The sequence below is a fragment of the Parendozoicomonas haliclonae genome (assembly GCF_900174585.1).
GTDB lineage: Bacteria > Pseudomonadota > Gammaproteobacteria > Pseudomonadales > Endozoicomonadaceae > Sansalvadorimonas > Sansalvadorimonas haliclonae.
Genome location: NZ_FWPT01000004.1, coordinates 145915 through 164925 on the forward strand (window position 1 = coordinate 145915; position 19011 = coordinate 164925).

21 protein-coding genes and 3 tRNA genes are annotated in these 19011 nt (G+C 49.0%); 10 read left to right on the top strand and 14 right to left on the bottom strand.

Annotated features, from left to right (window positions below):
• Positions 1–80: 80 nt before the first annotated feature.
• The 3 genes from EHSB41UT_RS09810 to EHSB41UT_RS09820 all read left to right on the top strand — a co-directional run bounded on the left by EHSB41UT_RS09810 (position 81) and on the right by EHSB41UT_RS09820 (position 3019).
• Positions 81–791 carry an AraC family transcriptional regulator gene (locus tag EHSB41UT_RS09810; protein WP_087109264.1) on the top strand — a complete coding sequence of 237 codons (711 nt, stop codon included), beginning with the start codon at positions 81–83 and terminating at the stop codon, positions 789–791.
• Positions 792–922: 131 nt separating this feature from the next.
• Positions 923–1837: a DMT family transporter gene (locus tag EHSB41UT_RS09815; RefSeq protein ID WP_087109266.1), complete on the top strand. Its 915-nt coding sequence runs from the start codon at positions 923–925 to the stop codon at positions 1835–1837.
• 147 nt (positions 1838–1984) lie between these two features.
• Entirely contained in the window at positions 1985–3019 is a 1035-nt protein-coding gene (locus EHSB41UT_RS09820; RefSeq protein ID WP_087109850.1) for a CNNM domain-containing protein, read from the top strand.
• Between the two features lie 50 nt (positions 3020–3069).
• On the opposite strand, the gene ybaK is transcribed toward EHSB41UT_RS09820, so the two are convergent.
• Positions 3070–3549, bottom strand: coding sequence for a Cys-tRNA(Pro) deacylase (ybaK, locus tag EHSB41UT_RS09825; protein WP_087109268.1), 480 nt, complete (start codon positions 3547–3549; stop codon positions 3070–3072).
• A 143-nt stretch (positions 3550–3692) separates the two neighbouring features.
• On the opposite strand from ybaK, the gene EHSB41UT_RS09830 reads away from it, so the two are divergent.
• The 5 genes from EHSB41UT_RS09830 (at position 3693) to EHSB41UT_RS09850 (ending at position 6423) form a co-directional block, all read left to right on the top strand.
• The gene (locus EHSB41UT_RS09830) at positions 3693–5006 is read left to right on the top strand and encodes an NAD(P)-binding domain-containing protein (protein WP_087109270.1); all 1314 of its coding nucleotides are present in this window, start codon (positions 3693–3695) and stop codon (positions 5004–5006) included.
• 115 nt (positions 5007–5121) lie between these two features.
• A tRNA-Leu gene (locus tag EHSB41UT_RS09835) sits at positions 5122–5208 on the top strand.
• A gap of 47 nt (positions 5209–5255) precedes the next feature.
• Positions 5256–5342: transfer RNA gene (locus EHSB41UT_RS09840), tRNA-Leu, on the top strand.
• A 280-nt stretch (positions 5343–5622) separates the two neighbouring features.
• Positions 5623–5698 (top strand) — tRNA-Thr (locus EHSB41UT_RS09845).
• A gap of 179 nt (positions 5699–5877) precedes the next feature.
• Positions 5878–6423, top strand: a complete 546-nt coding sequence (locus EHSB41UT_RS09850) for a hypothetical protein (RefSeq protein ID WP_087109272.1) — start codon at positions 5878–5880, stop codon at positions 6421–6423.
• On the opposite strand, the gene EHSB41UT_RS09855 is transcribed toward EHSB41UT_RS09850, so the two are convergent.
• Positions 6413–7081, bottom strand: a complete 669-nt coding sequence (locus tag EHSB41UT_RS09855) for a recombinase family protein (protein WP_087109274.1) — start codon at positions 7079–7081, stop codon at positions 6413–6415. The genes EHSB41UT_RS09850 and EHSB41UT_RS09855 overlap by 11 nt on opposite strands.
• 158 nt (positions 7082–7239) lie before the next feature.
• Here EHSB41UT_RS09855 and EHSB41UT_RS09860 point away from each other — a divergent pair, with 158 nt between their 5' ends.
• Complete coding sequence (locus EHSB41UT_RS09860) at positions 7240–7671, top strand: terminase small subunit (protein WP_207626612.1); 432 nt, start codon at positions 7240–7242, stop codon at positions 7669–7671.
• Between the two features lie 98 nt (positions 7672–7769).
• On the opposite strand, the gene EHSB41UT_RS09865 is transcribed toward EHSB41UT_RS09860, so the two are convergent.
• The 7 genes from EHSB41UT_RS09865 to EHSB41UT_RS09895 form a co-directional block, all read right to left on the bottom strand.
• Complete coding sequence (locus tag EHSB41UT_RS09865; protein ID WP_087109278.1) at positions 7770–8126, bottom strand: hypothetical protein; 357 nt, start codon at positions 8124–8126, stop codon at positions 7770–7772.
• Positions 8123–9733 carry a hypothetical protein gene (locus tag EHSB41UT_RS09870; RefSeq protein ID WP_087109280.1) on the bottom strand — a complete coding sequence of 537 codons (1611 nt, stop codon included), beginning with the start codon at positions 9731–9733 and terminating at the stop codon, positions 8123–8125. The genes EHSB41UT_RS09865 and EHSB41UT_RS09870 overlap by 4 nt, the downstream gene beginning before the upstream one ends.
• The gene (locus tag EHSB41UT_RS09875) at positions 9730–10602 is read right to left on the bottom strand and encodes a toprim domain-containing protein (protein WP_087109282.1); all 873 of its coding nucleotides are present in this window, start codon (positions 10600–10602) and stop codon (positions 9730–9732) included. The genes EHSB41UT_RS09870 and EHSB41UT_RS09875 overlap by 4 nt, the downstream gene beginning before the upstream one ends.
• A gap of 76 nt (positions 10603–10678) precedes the next feature.
• Positions 10679–10903, bottom strand: coding sequence for a hypothetical protein (locus EHSB41UT_RS09880; protein ID WP_087109284.1), 225 nt, complete (start codon positions 10901–10903; stop codon positions 10679–10681).
• Entirely contained in the window at positions 10900–11178 is a 279-nt protein-coding gene (locus EHSB41UT_RS09885) for a helix-turn-helix transcriptional regulator (RefSeq protein WP_087109286.1), read from the bottom strand. The genes EHSB41UT_RS09880 and EHSB41UT_RS09885 overlap by 4 nt, the downstream gene beginning before the upstream one ends.
• A 250-nt stretch (positions 11179–11428) precedes the next feature.
• The gene (locus EHSB41UT_RS09890; protein ID WP_133060461.1) at positions 11429–12346 is read right to left on the bottom strand and encodes a hypothetical protein; all 918 of its coding nucleotides are present in this window, start codon (positions 12344–12346) and stop codon (positions 11429–11431) included.
• Positions 12347–12448: 102 nt separating this feature from the next.
• Complete coding sequence (locus tag EHSB41UT_RS09895; RefSeq protein ID WP_087109290.1) at positions 12449–12808, bottom strand: hypothetical protein; 360 nt, start codon at positions 12806–12808, stop codon at positions 12449–12451.
• A 94-nt stretch (positions 12809–12902) separates the two neighbouring features.
• On the opposite strand from EHSB41UT_RS09895, the gene EHSB41UT_RS09900 reads away from it, so the two are divergent.
• Positions 12903–13136, top strand: a complete 234-nt coding sequence (locus tag EHSB41UT_RS09900; protein ID WP_087109292.1) for a hypothetical protein — start codon at positions 12903–12905, stop codon at positions 13134–13136.
• A 39-nt stretch (positions 13137–13175) separates the two neighbouring features.
• On the opposite strand, the gene EHSB41UT_RS09905 is transcribed toward EHSB41UT_RS09900, so the two are convergent.
• The 5 genes from EHSB41UT_RS09905 to EHSB41UT_RS09925 all read right to left on the bottom strand — a co-directional run bounded on the left by EHSB41UT_RS09905 (position 13176) and on the right by EHSB41UT_RS09925 (position 18992).
• Positions 13176–13571, bottom strand: a complete 396-nt coding sequence (locus EHSB41UT_RS09905) for a hypothetical protein (protein WP_087109294.1) — start codon at positions 13569–13571, stop codon at positions 13176–13178.
• A 141-nt stretch (positions 13572–13712) separates the two neighbouring features.
• On the bottom strand, positions 13713–14612 hold the full coding sequence (locus EHSB41UT_RS09910) for a hypothetical protein (RefSeq protein ID WP_087109296.1): 900 nt from the start codon (positions 14610–14612) through the stop codon (positions 13713–13715).
• Positions 14612–16105 carry a DUF3696 domain-containing protein gene (locus tag EHSB41UT_RS09915; protein WP_087109298.1) on the bottom strand — a complete coding sequence of 498 codons (1494 nt, stop codon included), beginning with the start codon at positions 16103–16105 and terminating at the stop codon, positions 14612–14614. Before EHSB41UT_RS09915 ends, EHSB41UT_RS09910 begins: the two co-directional genes overlap by 1 nt.
• Before the next feature lie 146 nt (positions 16106–16251).
• Positions 16252–17373, bottom strand: a complete 1122-nt coding sequence (locus EHSB41UT_RS09920) for a restriction endonuclease subunit S (protein ID WP_207626613.1) — start codon at positions 17371–17373, stop codon at positions 16252–16254.
• A complete protein-coding gene (locus EHSB41UT_RS09925; RefSeq protein WP_087109301.1) occupies positions 17370–18992 on the bottom strand; it encodes a type I restriction-modification system subunit M in 1623 nt (540 codons plus the stop codon). Before EHSB41UT_RS09925 ends, EHSB41UT_RS09920 begins: the two co-directional genes overlap by 4 nt.
• Between the last annotated feature and the right edge of the window lie 19 nt (positions 18993–19011).

Here is a 19011-nt window from a genome sequence, read left to right on the forward strand (position 1 = left end):
TCGATCATTATGAGATAAATACTTGGTTTATGACCTCCACAAAATAGTTAATACCCAAAACTCTTGTGCATGAACATTTAATGAAAAACACTCTCTCAATCCACTCTTACACAGATCAGCGTGCCAGTCATTTCCACGACTGGCACCAACTGGTGCTGCCGCTCAAGGGTGTGATTGATATTGAGATTCCCGGGTTTGCCGGTTCGGTACGTCCGGGCGAATGTGTGTTTATTCATTCGGGTCAGCTGCACCACTTTAAGGCGAATGCCAAAGCCCGGTTTGTAGTTGCGGATATGCATCATGTGCCCTGGGTCGATGACAGTACGGGCTGGACAGTATTTTCTCTATCCCAACCCATGGTTCGTTATCTGGAGTTTATCGCGGCGCAACTCGAGCATCAGGTGAACCCAGATCTTGAACACGCCATGATGGAGACGTTCACCCTCTTGCTGGCGGAGCAAGAACCTCATCGGCAACTCAGCGCCCGTATTCGTCAGGTTCAGGAGCATATCGCCTCCCACCTTCAGGATTCGCTGACCATTACCGATCTCGCGGCAGTCGCCTGCCTGAGTCCAACCCAGTTTAAAAAGGTCTTTCGGGAACAGACGGGGCTCAGCCCTCTCAAGTACATGACACAAGTCCGAATGGACAAGGCCAAAGCCCTGCTGATGCATACTGACTATCCGGTGCAACAGGTTGCGGAACAGGTGGGTTATAGTGACCTCTCAGCCTTTAGTCGCAGGTTCTCCAGCTATTTCGGGCTTTCGCCAAGAGCCTTCTTTCAATCCTGAATACTCCGCCAGCCTCTCAAAACAAACATCCTAACGCCCCCTAAAAGCGTCCGTTCTGCAAAGTCTTATTACTTTCCACCCTCTATCATTCTTATCTGTTCTCAGTTGTATCCTGCATGGGAGGGAATTTTATGCACTCAGCACTAATCACCGGCACGGGAAGCTGGGCAGGTATCGTCGCGATACTTATGGCCTGTCTGCTTTGGGGCACGACAGGCACCGCAGCCAGTTTTGCTGAACAGGTCAGTCCTTTAGCGACCGGCGCTTTTGCCATGGGCATGGGTGGGTTATTACTGGTACTGGCCTCCTGCAAATATCTGCGCAAAGACGCTGCACAATTGAAACAGCAGATACGCTGGATTATGGCCGGAGGATTAGCCATTGCCGTTTATCCTTTGTGTTTTTATTCCTCAATGCATTATGCGGGCATTGCCGTAGGTTCGGTTGTCTCACTGGCCAGTGCGCCTTTCTGGAGCGCCTTGCTGGAGCTATTCGTCGACAAACGTAAGGTGTCCAACCGCTGGCTTATCAGCTTCCTTATTGGCTGTACTGGTATTGCTCTGCTGGCGTTTGCTGAAAACCACAGTGGCGAACAAGACTCTCTATTGCCGCTTTACAACCTTGGCATAGTGGCAGGTCTGATGGCCGGGCTTACTTATGCGCTCTACTCCTGGACAACACGCAGTCTGCTTGAGAAGGGTGTGCACGCCAAAGCAGCCATGCCCAGCCAGTTTGCTGTAGCGGTTATTATTCTGCTGCCATCATTGTTGATCACAGGAGATAACCTGTTCGCCACAACAACAAATAGTGCTGTTGCTCTTTATATGGCCGTGGTTCCGATGTTTCTTGGTTATCTGGCATTTGCTTATGGACTGCGATTTATTCCGGCCAGTCAGGCGACGCTGTTAACCTTGTCTGAACCCTTGTTCGCCACCTTGCTGGCGGTCATCGTCGTCGGGGAGCGCATCAATGCCATCGGCTGGGTAGGTATGGCACTTATACTACTGTGTTTGCTTATCCAGACACTGGGCAAGAAGCCGGCCTGATGGAATACCGATATCCCGGGTGTTGCCTGCCAGCAACACCCTTTGACAATGAGGGGTATCACCAGAAAAAACTCCATAATTTTTTATCGCTTAACACGTCTCCCTCGCGCTAGAATCAGGTTTCCTTATCTACTATTGGAGCCATCCGTGGTTACGCTTGTTGCGTATGTTGTCCTCGCCATTGCAGTATCTTTTCTCTGTTCAATACTCGAGGCCGTTCTTCTCAGCATATCCCCAGCCTATGTCGTTAGTCTGGAACAAAAAAACAGCCGCTGGGCTCCTTTGGTCAAAGAACTCACCGAACACATTGACCGTCCACTCGCCGCAATCCTGACTCTTAATACTATCGCGCACACCATTGGTGCTGCTGTCGCTGGTGCTCAGGCCGCCAAAGTTTTTGGCGATGCGTACCTTGGAGCGTTCTCTGCTGTTCTTACTCTGCTGATCCTGTTGTTGTCGGAAATCATCCCGAAAACCATCGGCGCAACCTGGTGGCAACAGCTGGTACCGTTTATGGCGGTATCCGTGCGGGCTATGGTGAAGATGCTTCTACCGCTGATCTGGATAACTGAAATCCTGACCAGCAAGCTGACTCACAAAAAACAGGCCAATCCCTATCTTCGTGATGAGATCCGGGCAATGGCTGACCTTGGCCACCAGCTGGGTGCTTTGCAGGGTGTAGAAGCGGAACTGATGAAGAACATGCTCAAGTTCCGTGATCTTGAGATTGTTAAGATCATGACACCACGCTCCGTGATGTTCGCTCTGCCGGACAGCATGAGCACGGATGACTACGTGAACCAGTTTGCCGGCTCCGGTTTTACCCGTATCCCGGTTTATGGCACCGACCCGGACGATATCAACGGTTTTGTTATCAAGAACGATATCTTGTTGTCTCATTTTGATGAGAATAAAACCGAGACGTTCCGTCACCTCAAGCGTCCGATCATTACCGTTCTGGACAAAGAGCCTCTGCCAAAGCTGATGGCAACCTTCCTGGAGAAGCGCAGCCATATCGCTATCGTCGTTACCGAATATGGTGATGTGCGCGGTATCGTGACTTTGGAAGATATGATCGAAACCCTGCTGGGTCGTGAAATCGTCGATGAGAGCGACGAAATTGTCGATATGCAGCAGGCCGCCCGTACCAAGTGGGCAGCCCGTTTGACCGCTTCCGCCTGATTATCAAGCTAAAGCTTTCAAGTTAATCACAAAGAGGTCTGGCAGAAATGTCAGGCCTCTTTTGCTATTGGAGCCGTCACTCCCTGAGTGAGTGAACAGAGATCAGCAGCTGACAGCTCGATTTCCAACCCTCGCTTGCCGGCACTGACATGAATCGTTTCAAACCCCAATGCACTTTCATCCAGCAGGGTTGGTAACCGTTTTTTCTGGCCGAGCGGACTGATCCCTCCAACCACATAACCCGTTGTGCGTTCGGCAATAACAGGATCGGCCATATCGGCTTTTTTGGCTTTTAAAGCTCTGGCACAGGCTTTCAAATCCAGCTTGCCCGGAACTGGCACTATCGCCACGGCCAGCTTTTTAGGGTCTCCGTTCAAAGAGACCAGCAATGTCTTGAATACTCGACCGGCTTCAACACCTAAAGCTGCAACAGCTTCCTCGCCAAAAGAAGTACAGCTGGAGCTGTGCTCATACTCATGCACTTTATGGGCAACACCAGCCTTTTTGGCCACAAGAACTGCCGGAGTCATGGATTTTCCTTTATCAACATCACTGCACTGCCCTCATTTTATGGTGTGCCCAGCTTAAAGGCATCAGGAAAAGGGTGTACGCACGATCTAAGATCAAGGAAGCAGACAACGACAAACACAATAAAGCAGGCTGTAGGTACTCTGTGAGCAAACATCCAACCCATGTTGCTGTTATTGGTGCAGGCATTTCCGGTCTGATGGCTATACGTCATCTGGTCAAGGCGGGCTTGAAGGTCAGTTGCTTTGAACAAAACAGCTGCATTGGCGGGCTTTGGAATTTCCAGCCGCTTGAACAGCTGGTCGATATCCGTAAACCCCATGTTGAACCAGCAACCGCTCTTTATAAAAATCTCCGCACCAACTTCCCCCTGCCTTTTATGACCATTCCGGACTCTGTCGGCTATCCGGAAAATACACCGCTGTATCCGCTCTGGCAGACGGTTCAGCAGTATCTTGAGGATTACGCCTCTCACTATCAGCTACTTCCCCATATTCGTTTTCAAACCAGAGTGACGGACATCGCCAAAATCACTGGAAAGCAGCCCTGGCAGGTTTCATGGAGTAAAGATGGCAAGGATCAAAAGGAATGCTTCGATAAAGTTGTTATCTGCAACGGTCACAACAGCAAACCTGTTATCCCGAAGATTGCTGGCCTTGAAACATTTAAGGGGCTGGTCACTCACAGTTTGTTTTACCGGGAACCCGAGCCTTTCAAGAACCAAAACGTTGCCATTCTTGGCATAAGTAATTCCGGCGAAGATCTCAGTCTCGATCTCAGCCAGACAGCAAAACATGTTTATCTTTGCGGGCGAACGGCCACGGGCCGAAGTGCAGTTTCTGACCGGGGAGGCCTTCCTTATGGCCCTCGAAACAATATTACCCAGCACCCGGAAATCATCAGTGCCTCTGGCAAGACTCTGGTGCTTAAAGATGGAACCACGCTAAAAGATGTAGACACCTTGCTGTTAACCACCGGCTATAACCACGGGTTTCCCTTCTTTCCGGATTTATCAGCTGTCGGTCTGAAAGCCGGTGATCGCTTTCTCTCTCCTCTCTATATAGATACGTTCCATGCTGATGACTCCAGCCTCGCCTTTATTGGGCTACCGGCTTATACCGCAATCTTCTGGCTGGCCTGGTATCAGTCCATCTGGATTGCCAAAGTTTTCAGTAACCAGCTGACTTTGCCGGACAAGGCGGCCCGGAATTATGCAGTGAGATGGCAGATCGCCCAGTGCCAGGCGCTTGGTCTGGAAGAACGTCACTATCAGGTTTACAAGGAGCGACAGTTTCCCATGCTGCAAAGAGTGGCTCGCATGGCTGGTGAGTCGCTACCCAATGCAAAGGCAGAAAGCTGTCTGCTTCAGTCCTTCCAGCACCGTGTTGATTACCCGGATAATTTCCGGGACATCCCCTTTGCAACAATCCCTCCGCTGAAAGACCTGGGCTTGCGGTAATTACTACCCTGTTTTGTGGAAGCTAAGTTGTTGACACAAAAAAGCAATCTCTCTAATATTCGCCTCGTTCGCTGAGGGCGGCAAAGAAAACCACCTCATTGAACGCTGGAAAGATGCCCAGGTGGCGGAATTGGTAGACGCGCTAGCTTCAGGTGCTAGTGTCCGAAAGGGCGTGGAAGTTCGAGTCTTCTCCTGGGCACCAATCATCTTTCCAGACAATCCTTGCTGACGATTTAAAACATCAGCTTTGCCCAGGTGGCGGAATTGGTAGACGCGCTAGCTTCAGGTGCTAGTGTCCGAAAGGGCGTGGAAGTTCGAGTCTTCTCCTGGGCACCAATTCCCAAAAAAGCCAGTCTCTTTGAGACTGGCTTTTTTCATTTCTGCTTTCTGAAAATTTCATTCCCGCTGCAGGCATCTCAGCCTGGGATATTAGTCCCCACTTTATCTCTCCATCTCTGAGCTCAGGCCAAAGGTCGTTGTTCGGTCGCTTTATTCTGTACTTGTTAAATAATCTGGTCGAGATACAGGATGCTGTAGAAATATCTCTCCATTTTCATGGAGTTGCTTTCAAACGGTATTGACAATTTTCCCACTCATCCATAATATTCGCCTCGTTGCCGGCATAGCTCAGTTGGTAGAGCAACTGACTTGTAATCAGTAGGTCCCGAGTTCGACTCTTGGTGCCGGCACCATACATACAAAGGCCTAGAGGGTTAATGCCCACTAGGCCTTTTTTTATGCCTGCGATTTACTCTAGGTAGCACTCTAGGTTTACCGAGAGCAGGGCCTTGCCTTCCATCCCCCCTCATCGCCATACTTCCCGCAATCAGCGATCTAAACAATAAAATCTATAAATAGATGGGGATGATATATGTCCACTTCATGGGGCGAGTGGTTTCTTGAAAGCATTTCTTCTTTAGAAAAGCGGCTCAACTATATCCTTGAGATGAAGCGTGTAAGAGAGCTTTGGCTCCAAGGAGAACTATATCTACTCTCCTCAGACGAACAGAATCTAGATCTCAACCGCCGAGGCATAATCCCTGGTGGAGAAGTAGACCTGATTGGCCAACACCCACGCATGATCGCTGAGCTAAAAATCTGTGGAAGTGGTTATTACCCAAAAACTCTGTGCGGATTTCATATCAGCAATGAACTGGCCGCAAAGGATGAATTCACTTTTGAAGACATGAGATCACACCACTCCACAGAGGGAAGTGTCTTTAAAGATTTCTGCCGCCTATATGATGCTGACGACTCCTATGAGAAATACATGATCATTGTCATTCCTAAGCTTTGCAGAAGAGACACACTGGGCCAGATCCTTGAACAGACTATTTTCCCTGGGCTCGAGTTCCATCGGCATCATGAATATTTCGACATCAGAGTTTTTCAGCTCCCAAATCGTTCTAAGTTTTAAGCACTTCTAGCCTCTTCAAAAGACGCGACACCTGAGAACTCTGCCAAATACCGTTTCTTACGGTCATAACTCCTGCAGTATTCAAAGCTTCTGCAATCTCACGGGTAGTCTTCCCTTGGTTAACCAATGGTATAACAATTTTCTCCAGCGCCTGAGCCCGTCTATCAGCCTCTATACGTGCTGCTCGGTTACGCTGGCCTGTCTTGTCCCTCAGACCGCCCAATTTCACGCCTCTGGCCTTTGCTTCCCTTAATGCGGCTTTCGTGCGGGCAGAGATAAAGTCACGCTCCTGTTCAGCCAGAGCGGCGTAGATGTGTAACTGGAACTTGTCGGCATGGGGCATACAGGCCACCTTAATTCGTAGCCTGCGGTCATCAAGAAGAGAGGCAATGAACGATACCTTCCGGCTCAATCTGTCCAGCTTGGACACCAGCAGCGTGGCTCCCGTTGCTCTGGCCTGATCCATGGCCTTGGATAGTTCTGGCCGCCCGGCTACCGTTCCGCTCTCCACTTCCAGGTACGAAGCCAGCACTTCATGATTACCCGTAGCATAACCATCCAGATACAACGCGATATCCCGATCCTGGGCTTCAAGGCCGAGACCGGACTCTCCTTGCCGCTTCGTGGAAACACGCCGGTAAACGATGTACTGATCCATGCTGCTGCCCTGTAATCTCTGGTGTTCTTGTTTGTAGAGCAGCAGGTATAGGCTGTTTGCAACAAATAACAACGTCCGTTGTGGGTGTTGCAGAACTCAACCTCAATAGCCAATAAACCCGGTGTGGTAGAATATGCGCATCATCAGGGAGGATGGTTATGCAGCCAAAACATCAGCGGTTCGTAGACGAATACATTATCGACCAGAACGCTACACGTGCGGCTATCGCTGCCGGTTACAGTGAACGGACAGCCACCAGTCAAGGGTCACGCCTGTTAACAAAAGTTAAGGTTCAGCAGGCTATCGAAGAACGGCAGAACCAGATTAGCCAGTCTCTGCAGATAACAGCCAGTGATAAACGGGAGCGCCTGTGGGCCATTGCCACGTTTAATACCGAGACCATTGAAGATCCCCATGGGGAAATGCGAATGCGTGATCCCAGAGCGGCTACCAGCGCCATTGCCGAGCTAAATAAAATGGATGGCGCTTACGTTCAGGCAGGTAGCGAGCAAACACAGGTGACGTTTATCCAGAACTTCGGTGACGATTGGCACGAAACACCGTTGCTGGTCAGTGAGCAGGATATGTAAATGTTGGGGGGGGGTAGTACCGGGGTAGCTGGACATGGGACTCCCCCCACCGTTTTGTACCAGTGGGGGTAGAACGCATACACCGTTTATAGTTATCTCTAACTTCTATCGCGACCGGTCAAATCTTTCTGGATAAGCTGCCGCAGAGCTGTCAGATCGGGGTATACCCCTTTGCGAATATCAAGAAGATCATCTTCAGTCAGATAGTCACATAGCAAGACTGTTATTGAGATCGATAGCCCTTCACATAAGAACCGAAATGCCTCACCTACTGTTGATGTCCCCTGTTGCCCAGCCAATGCCTTGAGCAAGAAGGGTTTATCCTTTTTGAGATGTGCCATGACCTGATCTGTTAATAAAGACTTCGGACCGTGGAATACCAATTTCTGACTGCCTACCAGATTGACACTGACTCCGTGTATTTCCAGCCATGTGAGAAGTTGGAGCGGGCTCATATGACCCGCTCCGTAAGCATGTCACCGGAATTATCAGGCTTTTTAGGCTCACTAACTTCACTATGTGCACTCTGAGCTTGATAACCCGGTGTAGGTAGTGCACTTACCGCACGTTTATAGCCAGGTAAAAGCTCCACCGTTACCAATTTCCCATGGCTGTTTCTAGGGTCATCTGCCTTGGGGCATATCAGGTTGATTCCGACCTCATGGAATCCGGCAGCATGACGCTTGAGTGCGTTTGCCAAGCCCTTACCGCTGGTAACCCACCCCACGCTACTACGTGGTCTATAAGGCTCCAGTCGAGATAATAATCCGGCATAATTTCCTCGGTACACCAGATCTGACTGACTGTTTTCACACAGTTTTATCAGGGCCATACAGACTGGGCTAGTTTCCAGGCTGGTCAGTATCAGCTCCTTCTTATTGGCGCGAAGCAGGTCATTAAAAGAGTGCTGACTCCCCATAACCCGCCCCACAGCTTCCCCCATGTAGCCGAAGTCAACAAGCCGGGGAGGGTTCTCAAGTTTTATCTCCGGTAACACTTTCAAGGCGTCAGCTATAAGCTGAAACAGTGCACCCAGTATTCGGGGGTGGGCTTCTGCATACTCCTCCTCCAAACACTTCTTCGATTTTCTTTGATTGTCAGGCAGAGCCTCCAGCTCGATACTTACGCAGCGATCAATCAGGTCCATCCTTGTCGCCATGGCCGTAATACCGTTGATAATTTGCGGTCGTAACGCCTGCAGGACGGTTTCATCGGCGTCGGAATGTGATGTACGCTTCACATATGCAGACCCCGTGGAGACTTGACACAACAGATCCTGTTCCCGTCCTGAGAGATCGGACCGGTTTTCTATGGTAACGACCCACGTATACTGGCAACTGACGAAGAAGGCCTGTTCGCTATCTGGCAGGTTTCGCAATGGTGCTGTGCTTGGATCTGTCAGAGAGCGTACCATTTCGGTTAAATGACTCTTTCCTGAACCATGGTCGCCGAGCAGTTCAAGTACAGGCTTCTGAGTATCTTGACGCAGAGCATCTACAATCCACCCAAGAACCAGCAACTGGCAGTTTTTGGGGATGTTCACAAATCGCCACAGTTCATTTATATCGCCGCCTCTCACCGGAGTGGGAAACGCTTTCATCGTTTTAGCGCGAATAAAGGGCACCGGGCTCTGATCCAGAATGCGCCAACCTTCAGCGGTAATCTCTACAACCTGCCATTTGTCATTACACAAATCGATATACCACTTACCATCCACGAAGGCTGTGCGAATGTAGACCTGGCGTGTATCCCCTTCAAACAGCGCCAGCCCCGCCAGTGTCTGACACACTTCTTTCAGGGATTCCTGCTTCGCCATTTTTTTGTAATTGCTGAAATACCAATACCTCAACGTATATTGGAACTCTTTACTGGATATCGGCCAGTGTTCCTGAACGGTTGGGCTGCTGTAATATGAAACGAATGCCCGTCCGTCCTCGGTTTTGTAAAAATCACACTTCGCTTTTGCCAGTTCAAAAATTTTTTCTACGGCATTTTTAGATTGTTCAACGTGTTTATCCGGCGGCGTTGAAAACGCCGCCTTTATCTCTTCCGAACCGGTCATAAGAGACTGCCCAGCATCAGATCATTAAAGTCCGTTCCTGGCACGCCTTCCGGGAACTTGGGCAGAACAACATCTGCGTGAACCTTTTCAGCCGCTTCATTCGCCTTCAACAGCCCAGTATTAATTTTCTTAAACCGGTCATTATCCGCTGCTATGACGATTCGGATATGGGGATACTTGCTGCGTATCGCCTCAGCCACGGGTAATATATTTCCGGCATTAAAGGCGACCGCAACTGGGGTTCCGGTTATTTCATGGAGTGTTGCTCCAGTGGCATACCCCTCCGCGATAATCACTTCATGCTCAATATCGCCAATCAGATGCATACAACCGTTTATTCGCCCACCTTTGGCAAAACGCTTCTCACCGTCCCCATCGATATACTGGATACTCCATAACACGCCATCTATATCACGGAGCGGAATCAGCAGGCGATCAGCAGCCTGGCGTATTCCATATGGTCTAACACGCTTGGTAGCCAGATAAGGATGGCTGGCCGCTGCACGCCTCGCATTCTTCCAGCGGTTGGCTGCCAAGGTTCGCGATTCTCGCTGCACAAGATCCTTCTCATACCGAGCAAATGAGCAATCTCTTTTGTGCATATATTTCTGCTGTTGCCGCTGGTTCCATGTTTCATGTACAGGTCGATTAAGGTGCACAGTTTCACGGTCGCCGGTTTTAAACGAACCAAAAACCGCAATATCAATACCAACAATGCAAATAACCCAAGCACTGGGTCGATTAGGTTTATCGCCTTCGACGCAATAATTGTATATCGTCCCCGGAACTAGACTGGTGACATCCAATTCCAGCGGCATCAGGCCACACTTGGCCATTTTACTAATAAGTAAATCTAATCCATTCATCATTCAGGCTTCCTGCCATTATTGGAAATGGCCAGCGGAACTTACTGCACCGCTGGCGGTTATGAATAAAGCTCTCTTACTAAGCGTCGTAACCTGCACGGCGGAACTCAGAAGCGATAACGTCTCGTCTGATATCGTTGACGATCTGCGAGAAGCTACGCTTACTGTCTTCCAGATCGGCTATGGCGTTTTCTATCGCCTCATCTGGAATTTGCAGCTCTTTGAGACTGGCGGTATTCCACCTTCTTACTGCGATTTTGATGAGGGAGACAAAAGCCTCCCGGTCATTTTTTACTGTATTCATGATTGCTTCCTCGCATCCATGCGTTCTTTTGCCCAATCGATCAGTTCAGATAGAACCCAACGGGCACCTTTATTACTTTGCAGAATGATAGGCTCAGGAAACTGCTGCCCCGCCATCAACCGATATATAGTGGTCCGACTTATATCAAAGGTATCTTCAATAAATTGCCGTCGAACAAAGCGAACCTGCGCTGTTTCCAATTTCTGGAAGGCGGCAAGCACTGCCTCCATAACGCTCTCATCTTCGAGAGCTGGCTTACTATCCGTGTCAGCCATATTACTGTTCTCTTTTGGTTTCTAGGGACTGCTTTTTGTGCCCGGGTACATACCTGACAATACAAGAGAAATAGCCCTCTGCAAGGCGACGCAAGTACCCCGACACTTTTCAAAAACCCTTCAATACAAGCGTTTTTCAGGAAAATACAGGAAAAACAAAACGACCAAGTAAGTCTAAATGGAGGGAAATCAAATGGAGAAATTTACAGAAAGAGTGGCCTGAAAAGCTCAGGCCGGTAGAAGTGGATATTTACTTGCTGATGACATCTGCCAAGAAATCATCAATTAGACGCTTCTCCTTCTTGGCGCCATTATTAGTGGCTTTTCGTAAATTATCCGTTGAGCCACCCTCGATAAGGAAAACCCTCTCTAACGTCTTCCAATACCCGTGCTTCGCATCCGGGCACAGGACTCTTGCCAAATAGTTGAGCGCCCCCTTACTGCTTGCCCAGGTGATTACGCCATAACCCGTCAAAGCGTGATAAAACCAACCGTACGTGTGATCCTTAGTTATAAGCCCATTTTCCGATAGGAACTTGAACAGCCGTTTATAATTTACTCGGCTCGACTGCCAGTAAAAGGAGAGGGCTCGGGGCAAATCGTCTTCAGAATGTCCATCATAGTGATACGTTTGCTCTCCACACGCTTTCTTGCGCCCGATAATCGCGGATTTTTGGATGTCAGGTAGTCCATTGAAGTGCTTTACTTCTTCGATAACCACGCCTAGGACAAATAATTTTTCTCTTGCCCCTTGTCTCAGATCATCTGCAGCTTGGGATGCTTGGGCATCATCAGCGAGATCTGCATAATACTCTTTCAGTGCCAGTAATGTTTCGAGTGGTTGTGGTACTTGGATATCGTAATACCGCTTTTGTGCCTGACTCATTTCTTCCATAGCCATGGCTTCATCGTAAAAACGATCATAGAAATCAGCCGTTCTTCCTGTTGCCGGCTTAGACAGCATAAATTTCAGGGCTCGCATTTCCGGTGACAAACGATGCTCCACATCATGAGCTTCCCATAGCTCTCGACAGGCGTTCGCCAATTCTGCTTCTTGCTTTTCACGAATCTTGTTACGAATGGATTCCAGCTCTTCCGGCGAAATAGCATCATCATTCAATATAAGGTTTTCTTCTACGTTGTCTTTGTCTGCGATGTGGTCAGCCATGCTGATTACCATTTTTATTCTTATAATCTTCAAGCTGTCACTACTTCTAGGGGCAGTCAACCTGCACTTATCTGGCAGGCCAGGAGAATTTAGAGCTGGCAGCTAATCGCTCTCTTCCGCTGCCGCTAATTCTTCTCCAATCTCCCGCGAAATGTCCCGCATCTCGGCCTCCAGAGCCTCACTGAGTGCGCCGGTGCTGAAGTAGGCTGGTACGAACTGGCATAGGTTCTGGTATTCGTTGTGCTGGTGTATCACGCGCAGGTATTCATTTAGGCGTTGGGGGGATGTTGTTGGCCGCTGGAGGTCTTTCTTTACCCGCTCTTCGTACCGGCCCATTTCCTCATCGTCGTCGTAATCGTAGGTCGCAACGTACAGCTCACGGGCCAGCCGTTTCTGGGACCATCGGAGTCGCTTGAGGTCATCCTTGATTGTTTTCTGCAGGTTTTGTGTTTCTGTCCCCATTTGTCCCCAAGCACCTGTTTATTGTTGGACTCAGCCCCGGCGGGGGCCACTCACCGGACGGAAGTCCAAAGATAATTTTTATAAGGAAAAAACAATGAACAAGCCCATGACTAAAGCCGCTGCTGCCCGCATCCAGTCGGCTGCTGCAAAGCAGAATGGCGGACAGGTTGAGAAAGGCTCTTTCGCTGCACGGGCCATGGCTGCTGCCGCCCAGAACCAGACGGGTAACAGCAACCCTAACTGGCCCAGCAAGAACCCTGGTAAGCCTTCTGGCGGTAACCGTGGCAACAACCCTCCACGCAATACCCCAAGCAAGCCTTCCAAGTAAGCGCTGATACAGGCTGGCGGCAGGGATGCTGCCAGTCTTTTAATTCATACACGCCTTGGCATTTTTTCCAAAGGCTCTGGCCAACCCCTTTTCATCCACCAGCGAACGCGTATATGAAATTTCGTTCATGGTGTCCTCTAACGCACAGGCACAGATCTCATTCTTTTTGGAATAATGCGTATAGCGGACAGGCCTTACATCTCCATCAAGACAGGCCTTCATCAGGGCATATTCTGTTTTTATAGGATAACGATTGTCTGTGATCGCGTAGTCAATAAAGATACTCCCACCATAGGCTAAAGCGGCTGTTATCAGCGCGACCTTGGCTGGTTTCTTGATATCGAACTTTTCAAACTTTTGCTGGCACTTCTGGCAGTGGAGCTGGATCTCGGCGCCCAACTCAACCTCATTACCGCATTTACACTGTTCAGCCATTCCTTGCTCTTATTTTTTTGATGTTATTTTTTTGCAGAGTTTACAGACTTCTTTCGGGTAAAACATTGCTGAACATGTGCACCATGTACACTCTATGCACGCATTTTCCCATAGGAGTGCACATAGTGTATGTGGTGCACGTTATTTGGAGCATTTCACCCCTGACCACCTATTTTTCAGATTCAGGCGCGGAGAGAGCTGGGTTTCGTTATAGTCACGAGCTTTTTGCTCTAATGTGCTGCGATTCATAAGCTGCACATCGGTTGGGGTCTGACGCTGATCATGGTCATTGGGCTCTTCAAAGCCACGGTCGTAGATTATCCCGCCCTTACCGGTAAACAGGCCTCGGGCATGAACGTAGCCACTACCATCATCAGATACATGGTAGAAATTCAGCTCGATATTGTCGGGTATGTTTTCCAGAAGCGTCTGCAGCGCTGGGACTATCACAGAATCCCAATCTGGCTTGCCATCTTCTTCTGCATAAACATGGAATCTGACCCGCGTTTTACGGCAAAGGGCCATCATAGCTAATAGCGTTTTCCGGTAACCAGTTTTGGTAATACAGAAGTAAGGATCAAACAGCGTGACCTTCTCAGCATTAGCCAGTAACGCCTCCGCTGCATGTGCCAGAGCCTCTGCAGTTCGTTCAATCTGTGGGGTGATAGAGAAATCCGTTTCACGCAAGTTATGGATAGAATGAATAACCGTAGGCGGCTCTGGTTGCGTATTATCAACAATTCTGTGGAATGGCTTTTCTTCATGGCTATGGGCTGCCGACTGAAACCACTCGGAGTCATCAAAGTTACGTGAAAAACTAGCCAGCGCGTTATTTTTTAGAATTTTCAGGTCTTCACTGATGTAATCGGCCTGGTTAGAACTGGCCTGTCGGCTAATACGCTCAGCCACTTCACCAAACCACTTCTTCGGGAACGTGGAGATCAGCGCGCCTTTATCAAAGCCAAAGCGGGCCTCAAGCAGACGAAGGTCAGATATATCCTGAATCTGATCAGGATTGATGGCAAACTCCCGATGCAGCATTAGAAAAGCTCCTTGCGGCGTTCTTCAAAGAAGCCGTTTGGCCAGGGAGCATCAAACTCGCCCTCATCTGTGATATTGATTGGTGTTAGGCGGGTACCATCCTTCGTTTTTTCGCAGAAAATAACCTGCACATCATCAGAGGCGCAGGAGAAGTCATCATTCATCAATGTCCCATCAACTGTTTCCCTCCGTCGACGCAGTAAGCGAAGAAGAATATGCTCGCTATGCGTTTCCATCAGGAACATTTTCCCTGGAACATCATCATGAAACCACAGCATGATATCGGCTAGGGCTAACTGCCATTTTGGGTGTATATGCAGTTCTGGTTGTTCACAAGAAACTATCTTTATGTTGTTGTGACACATCCCCACAACAACAGGGACGACTTGAGAAATACCAACACCAACCTCTGTCAGCATTTGAACTTGTTTAATGTCATCGTCATATATGTAAGCACCCGGTATGCGGTGGGCTGCTTCATCTGATGTATAATGCGTTCTAAAGTTATAAGGTGTATCGAAAAGATTAGGGTTTGCAAAACACTCTAGTACCCGAGCGTATAAATCATCACATGGCTCTGCATCTATAGCGGAGGTGTCATTCGCTAAAGCATCCCAGCCTCCGCTACCATCATACCAACGATCAGGGCGACGCCCTTTAACAGTACAAAACGTATTATCTGGGACTGTTCGTAACGGCCCGATATGAACAAGCTGTTTCAGATAAGCGACCACATCTTCTAACGGTGCCAATACAGCTTGAGAAAACGCAACCTCAACGATTGCACGACCTGCCTCTGGACCGACGTCGTAAACCTCTTCCCACGGTAGTGGCACCCAGAAAAAGCTAACTTTCTTAATATACTCTGTCAGCACCCTATTCAGATCTAATGGAAAACCGCCACTCTTTACTGCTTTATCGATAGGTTCGAGATCTATCAGATCGTGATTAATCAGCCACTGGTCAAAAAACTCAAGGTGGGTGACCATGGCGGACTTGGAGCCACCTTTTTGCTCAATTCGACAGACCTTTCTACCGTCTGCATAACTTTCATACGCTTTAATGTAAGGGGTGCCTAAATGTGTACTCCAAGCAATTTCAAACCGGCACTCCCAGTTATGCATATAAAACTCTGGCTGCCCACCGAAATGCTCATGCATTAAAATTTCGTCTGGCTCCTCCATGTAATGCTCGAGCAAATCACATTGATCTTCCAAATCGACAGACATCCCTATTGTCAGAACGCGGTCAAGATCACGACAATGAAGTAAGTCGGTAAACCGACCGAGAGATAGCTTATGCCCTGTCAGTTGACTGTACTCAGGATCAAGGTTGTTATTCGCAAGAATCTCATAGAGATAGAGCAGGCCATGAAGAATAGTGCTCTTGCCGGTACTGTTCGCGCCAAACAGCAGGGTGATAGGAGCCAGTGGAATCGTGGCTGTATCTTTAATGCCCTTAAAACCGCCTAAGGTCAGCGACTTTATTCTCATGGGGTAACCTGAATTTTGTTATTCGTTATCTATTACTGACTATCATATGGCGGTAGGACACATTCGACAATCACAGCCTTACAGGGGTAGTGTCAGGAGATATAAAATGCCGCTTGGGTTAAGCGGCATTTGGGTAGGGTAGGGAATTACAGCTCGCCTGCGAAGGCTTTTTGGCTAAGGGCTATAAATGCTTCGGAAACACACTTTCGCGAAGCATCAACTTTATAGGACATAGATCGAACCTTTTTGACAACCAAAGCAAACTGTTCTTGTACATCTGCAGGAGGAATAGCGATTTCGTATTTATTCAACTCCGATTTTGTGATGTGTTTCATATCTATTCCGGAAAAGTTTTGCTTCGCTCTCTCAACTATAGAACCAAGTGCAAATTCCAGATAAGTACGATCCAATTTGATCCGAGGCTTAACATTAAAAATGTGCTGATTCAGCAGACCCGGCTCATCATTCCAAGTAAACACCCCAAAAGAAACTAGTTGACCAGCCCAAGATAACAAAATATCACCCTTAGCAACGTAGTGCTTTTCATCATAATGGCCTGCATAATAATTATACTCAGCCGATGAGTTCTTTAGATTTTGTATACGAATTATTGGCAAGCCTTCCTTAACCCACTCCGTGGATTTAAATGCCCTACCATTTATCAAGTCAAGCGACTCTCCGACTGTTTTGCACTCCCAACCTTGGTCAGTACCAAACATATCCAGGAACACACTCCGTAAAAACTCATCGGCAAGGTTGATGGCCTGCTGGCGTTTCTGGCGCAGTTGGTCGGCCTTATCCAGAATGGCGGCTATGCGTTTTTGTTCAGAGAGTGGAGGGAGTGGGATTTCAATCCGCTCCACTTCTGTTGGCCTTGCCCGAACCAAAGAGCCTCCAACCCCCGCAACCGTATTCATAAATTGCTTATGAAAAATATCCGAGGTCAGAAAATATTTCAGGTATTGCGGGAAAACTTTTTCACTCCGAAAAATAATCCATTCACCTGACCCCATCAATCGATGTTCTCCAGCATTACCAACAACCCAGCATCGGCGAATGTGTGGAACAATTTTCGAGAGCAGCACGTCATTTGGCTGTATACAGCTCTTTGATGACCCGATCTCACTTCCTTTCAGTATTTCTGGTTTCCCAGCATCATGAGCAGGAATGCTATAAAGCTCAAAAGTCTCTTCAACATGTTTTTTGGGGTTGATGGAACCACCCCGCTTTAGCATTAGATCTCCTGCCAGAACAGTAGGCCAACTCACAACATCGCCTCCAGCTCTTCCAGTTCATTCTGGATATCCACCTCCAGCGCCTTCAAACGAGCCAGAATCTCCTTCGGCGGCTCGTACTGCTCTTCCTGGTACACAACCTCTTTATAACGGTTGATAGAAAGATCGTATTTATTACTGGCAATATCGGCCTTGGGAACGATAAATGCCTGCTTGGTGCGATCGGTCCAATCCTGCACTGCGGCGATAGCCTCAACCTGTTGTGCGTCCAACTGGCCTTTGATCTTGTAACCGATAAAGTCATCCACCGGCAGGTTTTTGCTGCGGCGGTACTGCTTCCAGCTTGCCACCATATGGGGGATATCGTTTTTGGCAATCGGGTTGCGCTTATCGTCCAGGCTGTAACCATCGTTCTGTAGATCGTAGAACCAGACGTTATCGGTCTCGCCGCCCTTGGCAAAGATCAGAATCGCGGTGGCAACACCGGCATAGGGTTTGAACACGCCGGATGGCAGATTGATCACTGCTTCCAACTGGTTATCTTCAACCAACTTCTGACGCAGGCTCTGGTGAGCTTTGCTGGAGCCGAACAGTACGCCCTGCGGAACAACCGTGGCACTGCGGCCACCGATTTTGAGCATTTGCAGAATACGGGCCACAAACAGCAGCTCGGTCTTTTTGGTGCTGACGGTTTTCAGCAGGCTCGGATCAATATCTTCCGCATCCAGCGTACCGGTAAATGGCGGGTTGGCCAGAATCAGATGGAAGCCGTTGTGGGAGGCATCCGGGTACTTGTCGCTAAAGCTCTGGCTCATGGTGTCCTGATAATGGATATCCGGCTCTTCAATGCCGTGCATAATCAGGTTCATGGCCGCAATGCGAAGCATGGTGGAATCAAAATCGTAACCATGGAACATATCGGTATCCACATGCTTACGGTATTCAGCCAGCAGGTTACCGGAGAAGGCGTGCTGCTGTTCCAGCGCGCCCTTTTCATTGACCACCATTTCGGTATGGATGCTGTCGAGGGAGCTGTAACGCTCCAGCAGGTATTCGTAACTGACAGACAGGAAGCCACCGGTACCACAGGATGGATCACAAATACGTTCCCCCCGGGCCGGGTTCGGTTCCATCATCTCGACCATGGCGCGGATAATATGGCGCGGGGTACGGAACTGGCCGTTGATGCCGGCGGTGGTCAGCTTGCTGAGCAGATATTCGTACAGATCCCCCTTGGTATCGCCACGGTCTAGGGGCAGAGCTTTAATCATCTCGACAGCTTTTACCAACAGACTGGGCTTGACGATTTCCAATCGGGCATCGGTCATAAAGTCGCCCAGCAGTTCGTTACGCTCGGCCACTTTGCGGAAGTGACGGAACACCTCGTCACGCACCACTTCCATCATTTCATCCGCGCCAAGCTGGCTGAAGTTACGGAAACGGTAGTCCTGCTCATGGGTTTGGAAACGCGGGGTAAAGTCGATGCCGGCCAGCATTTTGCGCTGCTCGTCTTTGGCTTCGTGCATATCCAGCATGCGGGTGAACAGCAGGTAAGTGATCTGTTCGATAACCGTCAGCGGATTGGTGATACCGCCCACCCAGAACTCTTCCCAGAGTTTGTCGATTTTGCCTTTCAGCTCGCCTGTGATCATGAATAGTTTCTCTGAATAA

What these genes read in the sequence shown, in the direction of transcription:
- EHSB41UT_RS09885 (WP_087109286.1), bottom strand. Translation starts at nt 11,178, where the DNA reads ATGGCTGACACGGATAGTAAGCCAGCTCTCGAAGATGAGAGCGTTATG.
- EHSB41UT_RS09915 (WP_087109298.1), bottom strand. Translation starts at nt 16,105, where the DNA reads ATGAGAATAAAGTCGCTGACCTTAGGCGGTTTTAAGGGCATTAAAGAT.
- EHSB41UT_RS09810 (WP_087109264.1), top strand. Translation starts at nt 81, where the DNA reads ATGAAAAACACTCTCTCAATCCACTCTTACACAGATCAGCGTGCCAGT.
- EHSB41UT_RS09850 (WP_087109272.1), top strand. Translation starts at nt 5,878, where the DNA reads ATGTCCACTTCATGGGGCGAGTGGTTTCTTGAAAGCATTTCTTCTTTA.
- EHSB41UT_RS09855 (WP_087109274.1), bottom strand. Translation starts at nt 7,081, where the DNA reads ATGGATCAGTACATCGTTTACCGGCGTGTTTCCACGAAGCGGCAAGGA.
- ybaK (WP_087109268.1), bottom strand. Translation starts at nt 3,549, where the DNA reads ATGACTCCGGCAGTTCTTGTGGCCAAAAAGGCTGGTGTTGCCCATAAA.
- EHSB41UT_RS09880 (WP_087109284.1), bottom strand. Translation starts at nt 10,903, where the DNA reads ATGAATACAGTAAAAAATGACCGGGAGGCTTTTGTCTCCCTCATCAAA.
- EHSB41UT_RS09865 (WP_087109278.1), bottom strand. Translation starts at nt 8,126, where the DNA reads ATGAGCCCGCTCCAACTTCTCACATGGCTGGAAATACACGGAGTCAGT.
- EHSB41UT_RS09900 (WP_087109292.1), top strand. Translation starts at nt 12,903, where the DNA reads ATGAACAAGCCCATGACTAAAGCCGCTGCTGCCCGCATCCAGTCGGCT.
- EHSB41UT_RS09910 (WP_087109296.1), bottom strand. Translation starts at nt 14,612, where the DNA reads ATGCTGCATCGGGAGTTTGCCATCAATCCTGATCAGATTCAGGATATA.
- EHSB41UT_RS09925 (WP_087109301.1), bottom strand. Translation starts at nt 18,992, where the DNA reads ATGATCACAGGCGAGCTGAAAGGCAAAATCGACAAACTCTGGGAAGAG.
- EHSB41UT_RS09870 (WP_087109280.1), bottom strand. Translation starts at nt 9,733, where the DNA reads ATGACCGGTTCGGAAGAGATAAAGGCGGCGTTTTCAACGCCGCCGGAT.
- EHSB41UT_RS09875 (WP_087109282.1), bottom strand. Translation starts at nt 10,602, where the DNA reads ATGATGAATGGATTAGATTTACTTATTAGTAAAATGGCCAAGTGTGGC.
- EHSB41UT_RS09905 (WP_087109294.1), bottom strand. Translation starts at nt 13,571, where the DNA reads ATGGCTGAACAGTGTAAATGCGGTAATGAGGTTGAGTTGGGCGCCGAG.
- EHSB41UT_RS09815 (WP_087109266.1), top strand. Translation starts at nt 923, where the DNA reads ATGCACTCAGCACTAATCACCGGCACGGGAAGCTGGGCAGGTATCGTC.
- EHSB41UT_RS09860 (WP_207626612.1), top strand. Translation starts at nt 7,240, where the DNA reads ATGCAGCCAAAACATCAGCGGTTCGTAGACGAATACATTATCGACCAG.
- EHSB41UT_RS09895 (WP_087109290.1), bottom strand. Translation starts at nt 12,808, where the DNA reads ATGGGGACAGAAACACAAAACCTGCAGAAAACAATCAAGGATGACCTC.
- EHSB41UT_RS09890 (WP_133060461.1), bottom strand. Translation starts at nt 12,346, where the DNA reads ATGGCTGACCACATCGCAGACAAAGACAACGTAGAAGAAAACCTTATA.